Source organism: Micromonospora sp. DSM 43699 (assembly GCF_055517075.1).
The window spans coordinates 89,156-106,124 of sequence record NZ_JBTMMT010000014.1; the positions used below are offsets into that span (position 1 = coordinate 89,156).

The 16,969-nt window shown below is 72.9% G+C and carries 17 protein-coding genes; 10 read left to right on the top strand and 7 right to left on the bottom strand.

The features are described 5' to 3' along the window. Positions 1-43 precede the first annotated feature (43 nt). The 4 genes from AC0AIB_RS10375 to AC0AIB_RS10390 all read right to left on the bottom strand — a co-directional run bounded on the left by AC0AIB_RS10375 (position 44) and on the right by AC0AIB_RS10390 (position 4,401). The gene (locus AC0AIB_RS10375) at positions 44-856 is read right to left on the bottom strand and encodes an HAD family hydrolase (protein ID WP_328340818.1); all 813 of its coding nucleotides are present in this window, start codon (positions 854-856) and stop codon (positions 44-46) included. A gap of 257 nt (positions 857-1,113) precedes the next feature. Then, positions 1,114-2,433: a multidrug effflux MFS transporter gene (locus tag AC0AIB_RS10380; RefSeq protein ID WP_328340816.1), complete on the bottom strand. Its 1,320-nt coding sequence runs from the start codon at positions 2,431-2,433 to the stop codon at positions 1,114-1,116. A gap of 154 nt (positions 2,434-2,587) precedes the next feature. Next, positions 2,588-3,457: a DNA adenine methylase gene (locus AC0AIB_RS10385; protein WP_328340814.1), complete on the bottom strand. Its 870-nt coding sequence runs from the start codon at positions 3,455-3,457 to the stop codon at positions 2,588-2,590. A gap of 86 nt (positions 3,458-3,543) precedes the next feature. Beyond that, positions 3,544-4,401 (bottom strand): VHL beta domain-containing protein, encoded by an 858-nt coding sequence (locus AC0AIB_RS10390; RefSeq protein ID WP_465096492.1) that lies wholly within the window; start codon positions 4,399-4,401, stop codon positions 3,544-3,546. 265 nt (positions 4,402-4,666) lie between these two features. On the opposite strand from AC0AIB_RS10390, the gene ssd reads away from it, so the two are divergent. From ssd to AC0AIB_RS10425, 7 genes are read left to right on the top strand one after another with little or no spacing between them, the layout of a single operon-like run. After that, positions 4,667-5,770: a septum site-determining protein Ssd gene (ssd, locus tag AC0AIB_RS10395; protein WP_328340812.1), complete on the top strand. Its 1,104-nt coding sequence runs from the start codon at positions 4,667-4,669 to the stop codon at positions 5,768-5,770. Then, positions 5,767-6,972, top strand: coding sequence for a TadA family conjugal transfer-associated ATPase (locus AC0AIB_RS10400; protein ID WP_328340810.1), 1,206 nt, complete (start codon positions 5,767-5,769; stop codon positions 6,970-6,972). The genes ssd and AC0AIB_RS10400 overlap by 4 nt, the downstream gene beginning before the upstream one ends. Continuing rightward, a complete protein-coding gene (locus tag AC0AIB_RS10405) occupies positions 6,969-7,814 on the top strand; it encodes a hypothetical protein (protein WP_328340808.1) in 846 nt (281 codons plus the stop codon). Before AC0AIB_RS10400 ends, AC0AIB_RS10405 begins: the two co-directional genes overlap by 4 nt. Beyond that, the gene (locus tag AC0AIB_RS10410; RefSeq protein WP_328340806.1) at positions 7,814-8,539 is read left to right on the top strand and encodes a type II secretion system F family protein; all 726 of its coding nucleotides are present in this window, start codon (positions 7,814-7,816) and stop codon (positions 8,537-8,539) included. Before AC0AIB_RS10405 ends, AC0AIB_RS10410 begins: the two co-directional genes overlap by 1 nt. 26 nt (positions 8,540-8,565) lie before the next feature. Beyond that, a complete protein-coding gene (locus AC0AIB_RS10415; protein WP_013283643.1) occupies positions 8,566-8,733 on the top strand; it encodes a DUF4244 domain-containing protein in 168 nt (55 codons plus the stop codon). Further along, complete coding sequence (locus AC0AIB_RS10420) at positions 8,730-9,098, top strand: TadE family type IV pilus minor pilin (RefSeq protein WP_328340804.1); 369 nt, start codon at positions 8,730-8,732, stop codon at positions 9,096-9,098. Before AC0AIB_RS10415 ends, AC0AIB_RS10420 begins: the two co-directional genes overlap by 4 nt. Next, positions 9,095-9,604: an Rv3654c family TadE-like protein gene (locus AC0AIB_RS10425; RefSeq protein WP_328340803.1), complete on the top strand. Its 510-nt coding sequence runs from the start codon at positions 9,095-9,097 to the stop codon at positions 9,602-9,604. The genes AC0AIB_RS10420 and AC0AIB_RS10425 overlap by 4 nt, the downstream gene beginning before the upstream one ends. A 199-nt stretch (positions 9,605-9,803) precedes the next feature. Here AC0AIB_RS10425 and AC0AIB_RS10430 read toward each other — a convergent pair whose 3' ends face one another. The 3 genes from AC0AIB_RS10430 to AC0AIB_RS10440 all read right to left on the bottom strand — a co-directional run bounded on the left by AC0AIB_RS10430 (position 9,804) and on the right by AC0AIB_RS10440 (position 13,352). Beyond that, the gene (locus AC0AIB_RS10430) at positions 9,804-10,382 is read right to left on the bottom strand and encodes an LURP-one-related family protein (protein WP_328340801.1); all 579 of its coding nucleotides are present in this window, start codon (positions 10,380-10,382) and stop codon (positions 9,804-9,806) included. 250 nt (positions 10,383-10,632) lie between these two features. Next, positions 10,633-10,839 (bottom strand): hypothetical protein, encoded by a 207-nt coding sequence (locus AC0AIB_RS10435; RefSeq protein ID WP_328340799.1) that lies wholly within the window; start codon positions 10,837-10,839, stop codon positions 10,633-10,635. A 104-nt stretch (positions 10,840-10,943) separates the two neighbouring features. Beyond that, positions 10,944-13,352: a DEAD/DEAH box helicase gene (locus tag AC0AIB_RS10440; protein WP_465096493.1), complete on the bottom strand. Its 2,409-nt coding sequence runs from the start codon at positions 13,350-13,352 to the stop codon at positions 10,944-10,946. A 132-nt stretch (positions 13,353-13,484) separates the two neighbouring features. On the opposite strand from AC0AIB_RS10440, the gene AC0AIB_RS10445 reads away from it, so the two are divergent. The 3 genes from AC0AIB_RS10445 (at position 13,485) to AC0AIB_RS10455 (ending at position 16,951) form a co-directional block, all read left to right on the top strand. After that, positions 13,485-13,841 carry an STAS domain-containing protein gene (locus AC0AIB_RS10445; RefSeq protein WP_067300370.1) on the top strand — a complete coding sequence of 119 codons (357 nt, stop codon included), beginning with the start codon at positions 13,485-13,487 and terminating at the stop codon, positions 13,839-13,841. Next, on the top strand, positions 13,841-14,275 hold the full coding sequence (locus AC0AIB_RS10450; RefSeq protein WP_328348954.1) for an ATP-binding protein: 435 nt from the start codon (positions 13,841-13,843) through the stop codon (positions 14,273-14,275). The genes AC0AIB_RS10445 and AC0AIB_RS10450 overlap by 1 nt, the downstream gene beginning before the upstream one ends. Before the next feature lie 315 nt (positions 14,276-14,590). Continuing rightward, positions 14,591-16,951 carry a sodium-translocating pyrophosphatase gene (locus AC0AIB_RS10455; RefSeq protein ID WP_328340790.1) on the top strand — a complete coding sequence of 787 codons (2,361 nt, stop codon included), beginning with the start codon at positions 14,591-14,593 and terminating at the stop codon, positions 16,949-16,951. Positions 16,952-16,969: the final 18 nt, after the last annotated feature.

Genomic DNA, 16,969 nt, shown 5'->3' on the forward strand with positions numbered 1-16,969 from the left:
CGGGGGCAGGTGAGGTGCGGGGGAGAGGGCGGCGGTGGGTCGGTCAGGCGACCTGGGTGGCGCGGGTCCGGCGGTGCCTGCCGTACCAGGCGATGCCGATCGCCACCCCGACCCCGACCCCGAGCGCCGCCGCGGCCACCGGGACGGCCGGGCGCTCCCGCAGCCGCCGGCCCAGCGGGATCGGATGCCGGAACTCCAGCACCGGCCACGCGTTCTCCACCGCGAGCCGGCGCAGCGTCCGGTCCGGGTTGACCACGCTCGGGTGGCCCACGCACTCCAACAACGGCCGATCACTGTACGAGTCGGAGTAGGCGTACGAGTCGGCCAGGTCGTAGCCCCGGGCGGCGGCCAGCTCGTTGACCGCCTCGACCTTGCTCGGACCGGCCGCGTAGAACTCCACCTCGCCGCTGTAGCGGCCGTCCTGCACGCTCATCCGGGTGGCGATCACGTCGGTCACCCCGAGCAGCACGCCGATCGGGCGGACCATCTCCTCACCGGAGGCGGAGACCAGCACGACGTCCCGCCCGGCCGCCTGGTGCTCGGCGATCAGCACGGCGGCTTCGGCGTACACGTAGGGGTTGATCAGCTCGTGGAGCGTCTCCGCGACGATCTGACGGACCTGTTCCACCTGCCAGCCCTTGCAGAGGGCGGCGAGATAATCCCTGGTCCTGGCCATGGTCTGCTCGTCGGTGCCGCCCAGCCGGAACATCAGCTGCGCGTACGCCGACTTCACGACATCCCGTCGGGTGATCAGCCCGTCCCGGTAGAACGGCCGACCGAATGCCAAGGCGCTCGACTTGGCGATGACGGTCTTGTCCAGATCGAAAAAAGCGGCACTTCGGCCCACGGCGCGCAAGTCTAGCCCGATGGTCTAGGGTCGGCGGGTGCCCCGGGGTCCACACCCCATGCGACCTGCGGAAGCACGTCCACGACGAATGCTCAACGTGAGCGCAGTCACACGCTGCGGTCATAATTTCGCAGGGAGTGGGGTCGACAACACTCGACGTGAACACTCCGCTCGGGCAGACTTGACCGCACGACGACCATTCACGTCCCGGAAAGCTGACAGACCCTCGGCGGTCGCACCCCCCGTGACCGCCGGGCCGGTTCGGCTCAACCCCCCCGGAGCCGAACCCTCCGACGACCCCCGTCATCCCCCCGACGGGGGTCGTCCCTTTGTGCCTCGGCCGCTCGTGTCGACCGGGTGGGTGCGGTACGCCGGTCGGCTGCTGCCGCGCCGAGCGCCGCCACCAGAGCGAGCGATGCCGGGGCCAGCAACAGGGTCAGCAGCGTCCGGGGTGAGCCGGTCGTGCCCAGGGCGACGCCCGCGACGGAGGAGATCAGCGCGCCGCCTCCGATGGCCGTCGCGGCGGACAGGCCCGTCGCGGTTCCGGCCAGGCGTGGGTGGTCGGACATCACCCCCAGATTGACGACCGGGGTGGTCAGGCCGTTGCCGACTCCCACGAAGACGCAGACGGCGAAGAACGCGACGGGGTGGAGGTCCCGCAGCGTCGCGAAGAGGAGACCGGCCGACAAGCCCACCAAGGTCAGCACACGCGCCGCCACGAGGATGTGGCTCCTGAAGAACCGGGAGGCGACGATCCCCGTCAGGTAGCTGCCCAGCACGAAACCGCCGGGCACCACGGCCATGGCGAGGCCCAGTGTCGCGCTCGACCCACCGAGGCGCTCGGTCATGACGATGGGCGCCCCGCCCAGGAAGACGTAGAGCGTCCCCGTCGCGCAGGCCATGCACAGGGTGTACGCCCAGAACCGGGGCGAACCCGCGACCCGCTGGTACGACGCGAGCAGGCTGCCCGCCGGACTACCGGAGCTGTGGGACGTCTCGCCGAGCTGCCGCATCGCCACGACGAGAACGACTCCACCCAGGGCGGCGAGGATGACGAAGATCGCCTGCCAGCCGAGGAGTTCGTTCACGATCCCGCCGAGGGTGGGGCCGAACATGGGGGCGAGCGCCCATCCCATGCCCGCGAAGCCGATCTTCCTGACCGCCTCGTGTCCGCTCGTCGTCTCCTTGATGACGACCATGGCCACGGAGAAACATGCGGCGATTGCCGCCTGGAACATGCGGCAGACCAGGAAGAACTGCACGGTGGGGGCCAGCGCGCACCCGAGGGACGCGACGACGAAGATCGAGACCGACACCAGCACCACCGGTCGGCGTCCGTAGCGATCGGATACGGCACCGGCGACCACCTCCGTGAGGGCTGTGGCGATGGCGTAACCCGCGACTGAGAGGTTGACCAGGGCGAAACTCGCCCCGAAGGCATGGGCGATGTCGGGCAGGGCCGGCAGGTAGACGTTCACCGGAAGCACCGACATCGCCGTCAGCAGGACGAGGAAGGTCAGGCCCGGTGCCGTGCTGCTACCCGAGTGCGGCAAGGTGGCCGACGCCCGGTCGGCCCTGGAGTCCACGGAACCGGATCCTATCCACGTTCTCGAAGACGCGATCCCGTGCCCCGCGCAGGGATCTGCCGCCAGCGACGGGATTCAACGCCCGTGGGTGCTGCCAAGGGTGTTCGGGTGATCCTCACGGGTGCCGGCGGTGCTGTCCGCGGCAAGCTGGCGGTCAGACGGTGAGTTGCCGGGCCGCGTCGGGTAGTTCGTAGTTCGTGACCACCAGGTCCCAGCTTCCCCGCTTGTCCGACTGGAGGTTGATGTCCCGACGGGTCGCCATCCTGGCGATGTGGAAGTCGTCGGCGAACAGTTGCCGTACGAACGGGGTGTCGCTGTTGCTCAGGGTCACCAGGGCGCCGCGACCGCTCGCCCGTTTCATCGCCGCGCAGAGCCGGACGTGATCGTCCCGGCCGAACTGCCCGGGGGTGTAGCGCTGGAAGTCCGCCCAACCGCCGAGCGGCACATAGGGCGGGTCGAGGTAGACCCAGTCGCCTTCGGAGGCCTCGTCGAGCTGTTCTGCGAAGTCGGCGACCCTGATCTCCGTGCCGTCGAGGAGCTTCGCGGCTTCGAGGAGTGTCCGTCGATTGTAGTAGGGGCGGTCGTATGCGCCGTAGGGCGCGTTGAACTGGCCCTTCCGGTTGACCCGCCACAGCCCCCGGAACGAGGTCTTGTTCAGGTAGATCACCCGGGCGGCCCGCTCGACGTCGGAGAGCTCTGCCGGGTCCTGCCGCCGTATCTCTGCGAAGTGTTCGCGGGTGTTGGGGTGCTCGTCGAGCCGCTTCATCACGGCTTCCGCGTCTTTCGCGACCTGTCGGAAACAGGTGACCAGCTCTTCGTTGGCGTCGCTCAGCACGGCCTTGGCCGGATTCAGTTCGAAGAAGACCGCGCCGCTGCCGAGGAAGGGCTCGCGATAGGTGCCGGTGAATTCGGGCGCGGCGGACACCAGGGTCGAGGCGTACCGCGTTTTCCCGCCGGCCCACTTCAGGAAGGGCTTCCCCGCACCGGGAAGGAGCCTCGTCGGCTGTCGGCCGGTCGGGTGCATGGCGGGGATCGTACCTGCCCGGTGGAACCGGCCCGGACGGAAATCCGTCCGCCGACCACGGGGGCCGGCATCCACCGCTGGGCCGGTTACCGCACCACGGCCCGCATCGTGGTCCGGGCGGGCAGGAAGCAGGCCAGCCCCCGGCCGCGCTCGTCGGTGACCACCCAGGGGTGGCCCAGGTACGTCTGCTGTCGGTAGGACCGGCCGGCGTCGAGCACCTTGTACTGCCGCCGCTGGCCGTGGTAGTCGAGCCAGTAGACGATGACCCGCGAGTTGCGGGCGTTGACGAATTCGACGTACGTCGAGGGTCCGTTCGCGCTGGACCGCAGCGACCGTTCCTGGGACGCCGGCAGCGCCGTCAACTCGCCCGGTCCGGGCTGGTTCGCCGGCGGCTTCGGCGTGGGCCGGGGCGGGGTGGTGGTCGGGGCCGGCCGGGGCGGGGTGGTGGTCGTGGTGGGGCGGGGGGTCGTACCGGCGCCGGGTCGGCTCGGCGGACGGGCCGGTGCCTGCGCTGGCGGCGCGACAGGTGCCGGGGAGACGGCGCGGGTGGCGAGCGAGACAGGCGCGGGCGAGTAGTCGTCGATCGGCGTGGGGCTCTCCGCGGCGGCGAGGTTCGGCCCGCCCACGACCCCCGACGGCGTCACCGGGAGGGCGGCGCCCCGGCGCTCCGGCCCGGACCACAGCGGCGACAGTGCGAAGACGAGACCGGTGACCAGGCCACAGGCCACCCCGGCCAGCAGCAGGGTCCGTCCGATGCCGTCGGATTCGACGGTGTGGACGGGCGACGGCAGGGGGGTGGTCGCTGACCCGGGCGGGGGGACGTCGATCAGGTGCCGGCCCGCCGGGGGAACGAGGTACGGCGGCAGCGCCTGGTGGTGCCGGGCCTCGGGTAGCCAGCCACCGATGCGCAGGGTGGGGGGTGTTTCGTCGGGTGAGTCGGCCATGGCCCCGTTTCCGAGAGCGGCGGATGCCACCTTCGCGGTGGCGTGCGGTCACGATTATCGACGTACGACGCGGTATGTCGTCAATGAGCCGGCTGGAGATAACACGGCTTTTTTTCGCGTTCCCCACCTGCATAGCAGATCACCGGCCGCAACGGAGGTTGTCCACAGCCCGCCGGGTTGTCCACAGGCGAGCGGCTTCGGGCGTCGCGAACCGGGTCACCCGGCGCAGGGTCTGTCCCAGCACCCCCGACCGCTGGAGGCCGTGATGCCACCCCGTACCTCCCTCTCACCGCACCGACGACTTCCGTTGCTCGTCACCGCCGACGGTGACCTCCTCGACGAACTCCTGCGGCTCGCCGCAGCGGGCGGCAGCGAGGTGGAGGTGGCCGCCGACCCGGCTGCCGCCCGGTCCCGTTGGGTTCCCAGCCCGCTGGTCCTGGTCGGCAGCGACCAGGCGCAGGCCTGCCTGCGGGCCCGACTGCCCCGACGGCCACGGACGGTGCTGGTCGGGCGCTCGGGCGAGCTCGACCCGGGCTGGGAGATCGCCGAGCTGATCGGTGCCGAACACGTCGCCGTCCTGCCGGCCGCCGAACCGTGGCTGGTGGACCGGTTCACCGAGTGCGTGCCGGGCGGCGACTCGGCCGGGCCCGCCCGTACGGTCGCGGTGCTCGGGGGTAGGGGTGGTGCCGGTGCGAGCGTCCTCGCCGGTGGCCTGGCGGTCACCGCCGCCCGCGCCCACCTGCGGACCCTGCTGGTCGACGCGGACCCGCTCGGCGGTGGGCTCGACCTGGTGCTCGGCTGGGAGGAGCTGGACGGGCTGCGGTGGCCCTCGCTCACCGACGCCGACGGCCGGGTCGACGCGCCGAGCCTGGTCCGCGCCCTGCCGAACCGGGGCGACCTGGTCGTCCTCTCCTGGGACCGGGGCGAGCCGCTGGCCCTGCCCGCACAGGCCATGGCCGCCACGCTGGACGCCGCGCGGCGTGGCCGGGACTTCGTGGTGGTCGACCTGCCACGCCAACTCGACGATGCCGCCGTGATCGCGTTGCAGGCCGCCGACCAGGCATACGTGGTGGTGCCGGCCGAGCTGCGGGCCACCGCGGCGGCGGCCCGGGTGGTCGCCGCCGCCGCCCCGCACTGTGCCGCCCTGGGGGCGATCGTCCGGGGCCCCGCCCCCGGCCGGTTGAAAGCGACCGAGGTGGCTCGGGCCCTGGGGCTCCCGCTCGCCGGGACGCTGCGCCCCGAACCGGCGCTGTGCCGCGGGCTGGAACGCGGCGAGGCGCCGACCGCCGCCGGCCGTGGACCGCTCGCCGCGCTCTGCCGTCGGCTCGTCACCGAGCTGACCGGGCTCCCCGTGCCGGGTGCGGCATGACCGGCCGGCCCGACGAACTCGCGGCCCGGGTGCGGCAGCGGATGGCCGACGCGGCCACCCCGGTCACCCCGGCGGCGATCGTCTCCGCCGTCCGCGCCGACCCGTCCGCCGCCGTCCTCGGCGACACCGCAGTGCTGCGGATCGCCGACCGGGTGCACGACGACCTGGTGGGTGCCGGGCCACTCGCTCCGCTGATCGGGGATCCACAGGTCACCGACGTGCTCGTGAACGGGGTCCGGGTCTGGGTCGACCGGGGTGCCGGGCTGCACCAGGTGGCGGTGCCGCTCGGCTCGGTCGACGACGTACGCCGGCTGGCCCAACGGCTCACCGCCGCCGCAGGACGTCGACTCGACGACGGCTCCCCCTACGCGGACGCGCGGCTGCCCGACGGCACCCGGTTGCACGCCGTACTGCCACCGGTGGCGACCGACGGCCCGTACCTGTCCCTGCGTACCTTCCGGCACCGCCCGTTCACCCTCGACGAGCTGGTCCAACAGGGCACCGTGCCGCGTGCGGTGGCGTCGGTGCTCGCCGCGGTGGTCGCCGCCCGGCTGGCGTACCTGGTCATCGGTGGCACCGGTTCGGGAAAGACGACCCTGCTCAACACGATGCTGGGCCTGGTGCCGGGGACGGAACGCATCGTGCTGGTCGAGGACGCCGCCGAGCTGCATCCGGTGCATCCGCACGTGGTCGGTCTCCAGGCCCGGACGGCCAACGTGGAGGGCGCGGGCGTGGTCGGGCTGAGCGAACTGGTCCGGCAGGCGTTGCGGATGCGCCCCGACCGGCTGGTCGTCGGAGAGTGCCGGGGCGCGGAGGTGGTCGATCTGCTGGCCGCGCTCAACACCGGCCACGACGGCGGGGCGGGCACCCTGCACGCCAACACCCCGGCCGACGTGCCGGCCCGGCTGGAGGCCCTCGGCATGCTCGGCGGCCTACCCCGGGCGGCGCTGCACGCCCAGGTCGCCGCCGCGCTCCAGGTGCTGGTCCAGGTGCGTCGAGGCCCGCACGGCCGGTTGGTGGAGTCGATCTGTCTGCTGCCGGCGCAGGGGCCCGACCGGCTGGTCACCGCGGTACCGGCCTGGGTGCGGGGGCAGGGGATCGGGCCCGCCGGACACTCGCTGGCCACCCTGTTGCGGGACCGGGGAGTGCCCGTACCGCCCCTGCTCCACGAATCCCCGGCCGGTGCGGCAGGGCCGGCATGACGTCCACGTCGTGGCTGGTCACGCTCCTGCTGACCGGTGCGGCCGTGGTGGTCGCCTGGCCGGCACGCAATAGCCGCCGTCGTCGCCGCAGCGTGTTCGGTCCACCGCCGGGCCGCATCGGTGCCGTCGATGCGCACACGGGCCGGGACGCACAGTCCGCCAGCCGGCCGGCAGCCGGACGGCGGTCGCCGCGGTGGAGGGCATCAGTTCGTCCGCGCCGGGTTCTGCTGCTGGTCGGGCTGGTGGGCACCGGTGCGGGTGGCCTGGTGGGCGGGCCGGTCGCCGCCGCCCTGCTGGCCGGATACGGCATGCTCGGTGCCCGCGCCGTGCATCGACGGCGGGTGGCGGGGCAGGTCGGCCGGGAGCGCCGCCGCCAGTTGGACCGGCTCGGCGCGTTCGCCGCCGACCTGCGCGCCGGTCTACCCGCAACCCCGTCCGGCGACGTGGACCCGAGCACGGGTGACGGTTCAGGTGCCGCGGGTGGCGACCCGGCCGGGACGGACCGGCTCGCCCGACTGGCCCGGTCGGCGGTCCGGCTCGCGGACCGGACGGGAGCGCCGCTTGCCGAACTCCTCGAACGGGTCGAGGCCGACGCTCGGGCGTTCGACCGGGGACTGGCCGGGGCCGCCGCCCAGGCAGCGGGTGCCAACGCCACCGCGCTGCTGTTGGCCGCGCTGCCGCTGGGCGGCATCGCGCTCGGCTACGGCATCGGCGTCGACCCGCTGGCGGTGCTGCTGCACACCCCGATCGGTGCCGGGTGCGCCTTGGCCGCGATGGGGTTACAAGCCGGCGGACTGCTCTGGGCCGAACGGTTGGGCACCATACCGGGCGGGAGCGGCTGATGTCCCCGCCGGTGTGGTCGGCCGGTTGCCTGGTGGTGGCCGCGCTGCTGGTCGCCGTACGCGGCAACCGGGTCGGCCGGCGGTGGGACGTACTCACCGGTAGAGGCTCCGGCCGACGTCGGCCGGGCTGGTGGCCGGACCGGGTGCGACTCGGTGCTGCGCTGGCCGGGCTGGCGGTCCTGATCCTGGTCGGGGGTTGGCCCGGTGTCCTGGGAGGAGTGCTTACCGCGCCGGTGGCGGACCGGTTGCTGCGGCGGATCGAACCACCCGCCGTCCGGGAGAGCCGACTACGGGAGGCGGCCGACCTGCCGCTCGCCGCCGACCTGCTGGCGGCGGCCATGCGAGCGGGCGCCCCGGTCGACCGGGCGGTGCTCGCGGTGGCCGACGCGTTGGACGGTCCGTTGGCGGTCCGGCTCGGCCGGATCGGGCGGACGCTGCTGCTCGGCGGTGAGCCGCAGGAGGCCTGGGCGCACCTCGCCACGGTGCCCGGGGCGGACCGGGTGGTCGGTGCCGCACTGCGCTCCTCCCGCAGCGGCGCGGCACTCGCCGGGGCCCTCGCCCGGGTCGCCGACGACCTGCGGGCCGACCGGTCCACGGCGGCGGAGGCGTCCGCCCGGCGGGCCGGCGTGCTGATAGTGCTGCCGCTGGGCCTGTGCTTCCTGCCGGCCTTCATTCTTGCCGGCCTGGTGCCGGTGATCGTCGCCGTCCTCGGCGACGTGCTGTGAACCATCATCGAGAAGGGGAACGACAGATGCGCAAACTCCTCACGCGGCTACGCGGGGACGCGGGGATGAACACCGCCGAGTACGCCGTGGGCACCCTCGCCGCCGTCGCCTTCGCCGGCATCCTGCTCAAGGTGCTCACCTCGGGCAACGTGCAGTCGGCGCTGACCGCCGTCATCGACCGGGCGTTGAAGTGAGACCGCGCCGGCCGGCCGGTCGGGACCGGGGTTCGTTCACCGCCGAACTGGCAGCCGGCCTGCCGGCGCTGCTCCTGCTCCTGCTCGCCGGGCTCACCGCCGTCGACGCGGTCACCACGAAGGCGGCCTGCCTGGACGCGGCCCGGGAGGCGGCGCTGGCCGCCTCCCGGGGCGGGGACGGCACCGGCGCGGGTGCCGGGATCGCGCCGGAGGCGGCGGTCGTCTCGATCTCGGCGGACGAGAAGCGGGTCACCGTGACGGTCCGCGCCCCCGTCCGGGCACTCGGGGCGCGGTTGCCCCGGCTCACGGTCGAGGCCGGCACGGTCGCCGCCGTCGAGCCCGGTGCACCGGAGCCCGGCCGGTGACCCCCGCCGCGACCCGGTCCGGCAGTGGCGCCGGAACCCCGCCCGGCAACCGCACCGACGGCCGACCCGAGCGCTCCACGGGCGGACCGGGCGGCACCCACAGTGAGGGAAGGAGGCGAGACGGTCCGGTCCGGCCCCGCCGTGATCGCCAGCCGGGCCGCGCGTCGGACCGGGGCGGGGCGACCGTGCTGCTGCTCGCCATCGGCATGGTCTTCGTGCTGGTCGGCGGATTCGGGGCGGCGATCGGCGCAGCTCGGCTGGCCCGGCACCAGGCCCGGGTCGGCGCCGACTTCGGTGCCCTGGCCGGGGCCGGCCAGGTGTGGCGGGGTGCCGAACCGGCCTGCGCGACCGCCGACGAGTTCGTCCGCGCCAACGCCGCCCGGCTGGTCGCCTGCCAGGTGGACGGGTTCGACGTGGTGGTGACGGTCGAGGTGGCGGTCACCCCGCTGCCGGGACTGCGGCGGTTCGCCACCGCCACCGCCCGCGCCGGACCGGTTCGTGGTTGAGCGCGGGTACGGCACCGGTCCGGAGGCGGAGAACGGCGGTGCCGAAGTGGCGGCGCGAACCGGCCGAGGTGAACAAGCAGGCCGAGGTGAACAAGCAGGCCGAGGGGAACAAGGCGGTGCCGGTGGTGCATACCGGGCCGGGCCGGCCGCCGTCCGGGGCGGGTGGCCAGGGGCCACGCACCCCGGGACGGCCGGTGGCTCAGCGGCCCTGGAGCGCGTCCAGGCCGATCGCCATGGCGATCACCAGGCGTCGGTCGATCTGCGGGTGCGGCACCTCGACGACGTAGCGGTCCCGCAGGCCCCACTTCTTGATCACGGAGAAGACCGGCTGGCCTGCGGCGGTGAAGTCGAAGTGGTACGGCAGCCACGACAACGAGTCGACGAACCGGCGCAGCAGCGCCACCGGCATGCTGCGTTCCTGGCCGGTGATCTGCGGCAGACCGGCCTGCTCGACGTGCCAGGTCGAGCGGAGCAGCGACTGGGCGAAGTCCTTGCGGAACAGCCCGATCGGCGTGCCGGCGTGGTCGGTCACGTCGTACGTGGCACCGAGGTCGAGCCGCTGGCGGGCCTTGAACCCGAGCAACGGCTGCTGCTTGGAGTCGTCTGTGTAGATGGTGACCTGCTCCTTGAAAGCGAGCCGCTTCTGCTGCGCGAACGCCAGGAGTTCACCCTCGGTGCCGTCCGCCGCCACGGCCCGGACCTCGTACTGGTTCACCATCATCCGAAGCCGCTGCCGGATGTGGAACTGGCGCTGTGCCTGCAAACTGTCTAGCTGCATGAGAACTCCTCCGAAGGGTGCGCCGGAGTCTCGCACAGCCCGCCGGCCAGCGCCCACCAGCCAGCCAGCGCCCAACCGCCCGCCGGCCAGCGCCCGCCCGCCAGCGCCCAACCGCCCGCCGGTCAGCGCCCACCGACCAGAGCCCGACGGTCAGCGTCTGCCGGCCAGCGTCCGCCCGATAGCCGGTCCGCCCGCCAGCGCCCAACTGTCAGCGCCAGACCGTCAGTGCCCGCCGGTCGATGTCCGGCCGTCAGCGTCCGACGTCGGTGGTCGCCTTGAGCGCCCAGGTGTTGAGCACCTGGTGGATGCCGCGCAGTCGTTCGTTGATCTGCTCCAGGCGTTCCGCCTGGGCCAGGCTGGCCAGTGCGGCACCCAGCGCGATCAGCTGGTCGGGGGTGAGATTGTCCTGGTCGATGGTGTAGAGCAGGTCGACGGTCTCGGCAATGGTGTCGGCCACGGCTTCTCCTCCGGGTCGGGAAGAACGGCAGGGTCGGCGGTAGGGAGCACTTCCGAACATCGATGGAAGCGCTCCCATGCATCAATGCCCACATGTTCCCCGACTCAAGCGCGATCCGGAAGCCGGGACTTGTGAACTGCCTGTCTGGGTGGTGCGGAAACCTCGGCGGGGAGGTTGCCGAGGACCACGTCGAGGACCCGGACGGCAGCCGCCTTGGACAGCGGGTTGTTGCCGTTGCCGCACTTCGGGGACTGCACGCAGGAGGGGCAGCCCGATTCGCAGCCGCACTCGACGACGGCGTCCCGGGTGGCGCCCAGCCAGGCCGCCGCCGTCCGGTAGGCCCGCTCGGCGAAGCCGGCCCCGCCGGGGTGGCCGTCGTAGACGAACACGGTGGGTGCCTCGGTGTCCGGGTGCAGGGCGGTGGACAGCCCGCCGATGTCCCACCGGTCGCAGGTGGCCATCAGCGGCAACAGTCCGATCGCGGCGTGCTCGGCCGCGTGCAGGGCCCCCGGCACGTCCGCCGGGTCGACGCCGGCCGCCGCCAGGGACTGCGGGGAGAGCGTGAACCAGACCGCGACGGTCCGTAGCTCGCGGGCCGGCAGGTCGAGCGGCCGGGTGTCGATCACCTCGCCGGAGGCGATCCGGCGGCGCTGGTACGAGACCACCTGGCTGGTCACGTCCACCTCGCCGAGGAAGAGCCCGACCGGCCCGGCGTCCAGGTAGGAGCGGACCGACACCACGGACAGCGAGGTGACGTCCCGGGCGTGGGTGGACCAGTCCGGCTCCTCGGCGTGCACCAGTGCGCACCCGTCGTCGAGGTCCAGCGCGTCGACCACGTACGAGACGCCCTGGTGCAGGTAGACCGCGCCGGGGTGGACGAGGAAGTGCGCCGAGCCGCCGTCCACGGTGCCGAGCAGCCGCCCGGTGGACGCCTCCACCACGCAGATCGGCGACCCGCCCTCGCCCCGCAGGTCGACCTCGGGCCGCTCCCGGTGCCGCCAGTACCAGCCGGTGGGGCGCTGCCGCAGGTCGCCGGCCTGGACCAGGCGGTCGACGGCCTCCTTCGCCCCGTCGCCGAAGAGCTCCAGGTCGGCCGGGGTGAGCGGGGACTCGGCGGCGGCGCAGGCGAGCTGCGGGGCGAGCACGTACGGGTTGGCCGGGTCGAGCACGGTCGCCTCGACCGGGCGGCCGAACAGCGCCTCCGGGTGGTGCACCAGGTAGGTGTCGAGCGGGTCGTCCCGGGCCACCAGCACCGCGAGCGCCTCGTCGCCGGAGCGTCCGGCCCGGCCGGCCTGCTGCCAGAGCGACGCCCGGGTGCCCGGCCAACCGCAGATCAGCACCGCGTCCAGCCCGACCAGGTCGACGCCGAGCTCCAGCGCGTTGGTGGAGGCCAACCCGAGCAGGTCGCCGTGGAGCACGGCCCGTTCCAGTTCCCGCCGCTCCTCACGCAGGTAGCCGGCCCGGTAGGCGGCCACCCGCTCGCCGAGGCCGGGCACCGCCTCGTCCAGTGCCCGGCGGGCGTTCGCGGCGACCACCTCCGCGCCGCGACGGGACCGGACGAAGGCGAGCGTGCGTACCCCCGCCGCGACGGTGTCGGCGAGCAGGTCGGCGGTCTCCCGCAGCGCCGACCGGCGGACCTGGGTCAGGTCGTCCGCGACGGCCACGGCGTCGGCCGGGGGCGGCAGCAGCGGCGGTTCCCAGAGCGCGAAGGTGACCCCGCCGCGCGGCGAGGTGTCCTCGGTGACGGCGGTGACGGGCAGGCCGGTGAGCCGCCCGGCGGTCACCGCCGGGTCACCCGAGGTCGCCGAGGCCAGCAGGAAGACGGGGGTACGCCCGAACTGCGCGCACCGCCGCCGCAGCCGCCGCAGCACGTGCGCCACGTGCGAGCCGAAGACGCCCCGGTAGGTGTGGCACTCGTCGACGACCACGTACGTCAACCGGCGCAGGAACCCCGACCAGTGCGCGTGCCCGGGGAGGATGCCGTGGTGAAGCATGTCCGGGTTGGTGAGCACGAACCGGGAGTGCCTGCGGATCCACTCCCGTTCGGTGCGCGGGGTGTCCCCGTCGTAGCAGGCGGGGCGTACCCCGTCGAGGGCCAGGCCGGCGACGGCGCGGAGCTGGTCGGCGGCGAGCGCCTTGGTGGGGGCCAGGTAGAGCACCGTGGCCCGGGGGTCGGCGAGCAGGGTGGCAAGCGACGGGAGCTGGTACGCCAGGGACTTGCCGGACGCGGTGCCGGTGGCCACCACGACGTGCTGCCCGGCGTACGCCAGTTCGGCGGCCTCGGCCTGGTGCCGCCAGGGGGCGACCACCCCGCGTCGGGCGAAGGCCGCCCGTAGCTCCTCGGGGGCCCACTGCGGCCAGGGCGTCTGCTGCCCGGCACGGGCCGGCACCCGCTCGACGTGGGTGACCGGGTCGGCCGGGTGCCGGGCACGCAGCCTGCCCAGCAGCTCGGTCGGGCCTCGCCCGGTGCCGGGGCCTGCGGTCGCGGTGGCTGCGGGGTTCACGTCCTGCACTCTCGCACTGGTGTTCGGTGCTGAACAACCGGGCCGGTGGGTATGGGGGAGCCCTCACCGGTGACCTCGTCGGGCCGTCCGGCGGGGATGGTTAGATGCCCAGGAGAGTTTACGGCTCTCGGAGGAGGACTGATGGAGCTGTCGCTGGCGACCCGCACCGTGGGGGAGCACACGGTGCTCGAGGTCGGCGGTGAGGTGGACGTCTACACCGCACCCCGACTGCGCGAACGGCTCCTGGAGTTGATCGACGGCGGCGCCCGGCGGGTGGTCGTCGACCTGGGTCGGGTGGACTTCCTCGATTCCACCGGCCTGGGCGTGCTGGTCGGCGCCCTGAAGCGGCTGCGCTCGGCCGGGGGCTCCTTCGCCCTGGTCTGCGGCAAGGAGCCGCTGCTGAAGATCTTCCGGATCACCGCCCTGGACCAGGTCTTTCCCCTGCACCCGACGGTGGACGCGGCGGTCGCCGCCGACCCCGCCGGCTCCGGCGCGTGATGGCGACGGTCCGGCTCTCCTTCTCACCGGCGCCGGTGCACGTGCGCACCGCCCGTCTGGTCGGTGTCGCGGTGGCCCGCCGGGCCGGGGTCCGGGAGGACCTGCTCGACGAGGTGCGGTTGGCCATCGGTGAGGCGTGCACCCGGGCGGTCGCCCTGCACCACCAGTACGGCCTGGCCGACCCGGTGCTTGTGGAGATGTCGGATTCCGGGGCGTACGCGGTGCGGGTGGTGGACCGGGCGCCGATCGAGGCGGGGCTGGGCCTGGCCGCGTTGAACGCCGACGAGTTGGCCAACGAGACGCTTACCGACGAGGCGCTGACGACCGGCGTGGGCTTCGCGCTGCTCGCCGGTTTCGTGGAGGATCTCCAGGTTCGCCCGGTGGCCGAGGGCATCGGGACCGAGGTCCGGATGGTGTGGCCGGTCGGCCGCTGACCTCACGTTCTGTCGACGAGGCCGTGACCCCTGGTGGGTCGCGGCCTCGTGGTGTCGATGGCCTCCTATATCAGATTTTTCCTCATAACACAGTTACAGAGATCATCCGGACACGGTGTCCCCCGCATGTGACCTCCAACACTGGCCAGGGCTACAGTCTGTGGGTTGTCAGCACGTGATCCTTCCCGCGGCCAGCGAATATGGACGTTGATCATCTTTGTCCCGGGGCGGGTCGGAGCGCGTGCGCCACCGCATCCAGGCGTCGGTCATGCGTCCACTGACCGGCGCGACAGTGTTCGGTACAGGAGGACACAGATGTCCGGGACCTTGGCCGCCGATAGCGGCGCGCTGTCCCTTTCCGGAGAAAACCTGACGTACGTCGTCATCGCCGCGGTCATCGCGCTGGTGGCACTCGTCTTCGCCGCCGCCTTGACCAAGGCCGTGCTGGCAGCCGGTAAGGGCACCATCAAAATGCAGGAGATCTCCGGCGCGGTGCAGGAGGGCGCCTCGGCCTACCTGCTCCGGCAGTTCAGGACGTTGGCGATCTTCGTGGTCGTCGCCGTCGTGCTGCTCTTCCTGCTGCCGGTGCACGACACCGACGGCAGTGAACTGGCGGTGAAGATCGGCCGATCGACGTTCTTCGTGGTCGGCGCCCTGTTCAGCGCGTTCATCGGCGGTGCCGGCATGTGGCTGGCCACCCGGGCCAACCTGCGGGTCGCCGCCGCCGCCCGGGAGGCGGCCGGCGGCCGGGAAGCCGCCATGAAGATCGCCTTCCGGACCGGTGGCGTGGTCGGCTTCCTCACCGTCGGCCTCGGCCTGTTCGGCGCGGCGCTGGTGGTCGCCCTGTTCAAGGGCGACGCCCCGACCGTGCTGGAGGGCTTCGGCTTCGGCGCCGCCCTGCTCGCCATGTTCATGCGGGTCGGCGGCGGCATCTTCACCAAGGCCGCCGACGTCGGCGCCGACCTGGTCGGCAAGGTCGAGCAGGGCATCCCCGAGGACGACCCGCGCAACGCCGCCACCATCGCCGACAACGTGGGCGACAACGTCGGCGACTGCGCCGGCATGGCCGCCGACCTCTTCGAGTCGTACGCGGTGACGCTTGTCGCCGCGCTGATCCTCGGCAGGGCCGCGTTCGGCGAGGACGGCCTGGTCTTCCCGCTGATCATCTCGACCATCGGGGTGCTGATCGCCATCGTCGGGGTCTTCATCACCCGGCTGCGCACCTCCGACCGCAACGGCTTGACCGCCATCAACCGGGCCTTCTACCTCTCCGCGGTGCTCTCCGCGGTGCTCGTCGCGGTCGCCGCCTTCCTCTACCTCCCGGCCACCTTCGGCGAGCTGGAGGGCGGCCTCACCGACGTCGACCAGAACCCCCGGGTGGTGGCCATCGGCGCGGTCGTCATCGGCATCGTGCTGGCCGCCGCCATCCAGGCGCTGACCGGCTACTTCACCGAGACCAACCGCCGCCCGGTGCAGGACATCGGCAAGAGCTCGCAGACCGGGGCGGCCACCGTCATCCTCGCCGGCATCAGCATCGGCCTGGAGTCGGCGGTCTACTCGGCGCTGCTGATCGGCGCCGGTGTCTTCGGCGCGTTCCTGCTCGGCGGCAGCTCCATCACCCTGTCGCTGTTCGCGGTGGCGCTGGCCGGCACCGGCCTGCTCACCACCGTCGGCGTGATCGTCGCGATGGACACCTTCGGCCCGATCTCCGACAACGCGCAGGGCGTGGCCGAGATGTCCGGTGACATCGACGAGAACGGCGCGCGGATCCTCACCGAGCTGGACGCGGTCGGCAACACCACCAAGGCGATCACCAAGGGCATCGCGATCGCCACCGCCGTGCTCGCGGCCACCGCGCTGTTCGGCTCGTACACCGACACGCTGCGCACCGCGTACTCCGACGCGGGCGTGGGGGACGTCGGCACCGAGATCCTCAACGCGCTCAACGTCGCCAACCCGCGCAACCTGGTCGGTCTGATCATCGGCGCGGCGGTGGTCTTCCTCTTCTCCGGGCTGGCCATCAACGCGGTGTCCCGCTCGGCCGGCGCGGTGGTGATGGAGGTCCGTCGGCAGTTCCGCGAGCTGCCCGGGATCATGGACGGCACCCAGCGCCCCGAGTACGGCAAGGTCGTCGACATCTGCACCCGGGACGCGCAGCGCGAGCTGATGACCCCCGGCCTGCTGGCCATCCTCGCTCCGATCGCGGTCGGCTTCGGCCTCGGGCCGGGCGCGCTGGCCTCGTACCTGGCCGGGGCGATCGGGGCGGGCACCCTGATGGCGGTCTTCCTGTCCAACTCCGGTGGCGCCTGGGACAACGCCAAGAAGCTGGTCGAGGACGGCGCCTACGGCGGCAAGGGCTCCGAGTCGCACGCGGCGACTGTCATCGGCGACACCGTCGGTGACCCGTTCAAGGACACCGCAGGCCCGGCGATCAACCCGCTGATCAAGGTGATGAACCTGGTCTCGCTGCTGATCGCGCCGGCCGTGGTGGCCTGGAGCGTCGGCGACGACCGGAACACCCCGCTGCGCCTGACGATCGCGCTGGTCGCCACCCTGATCGTGGTGGCGGCGGTGGTGTTCAGCAAGCGCAAGGGCGTGGCGATGGACTCCACCCCGGACGGTGGCGGCACCGCTGGGGGCAACGACCCGAAACGGGTCGAAACGGCCAAGGTTTGAGTGACGGCGCAGCGGGTC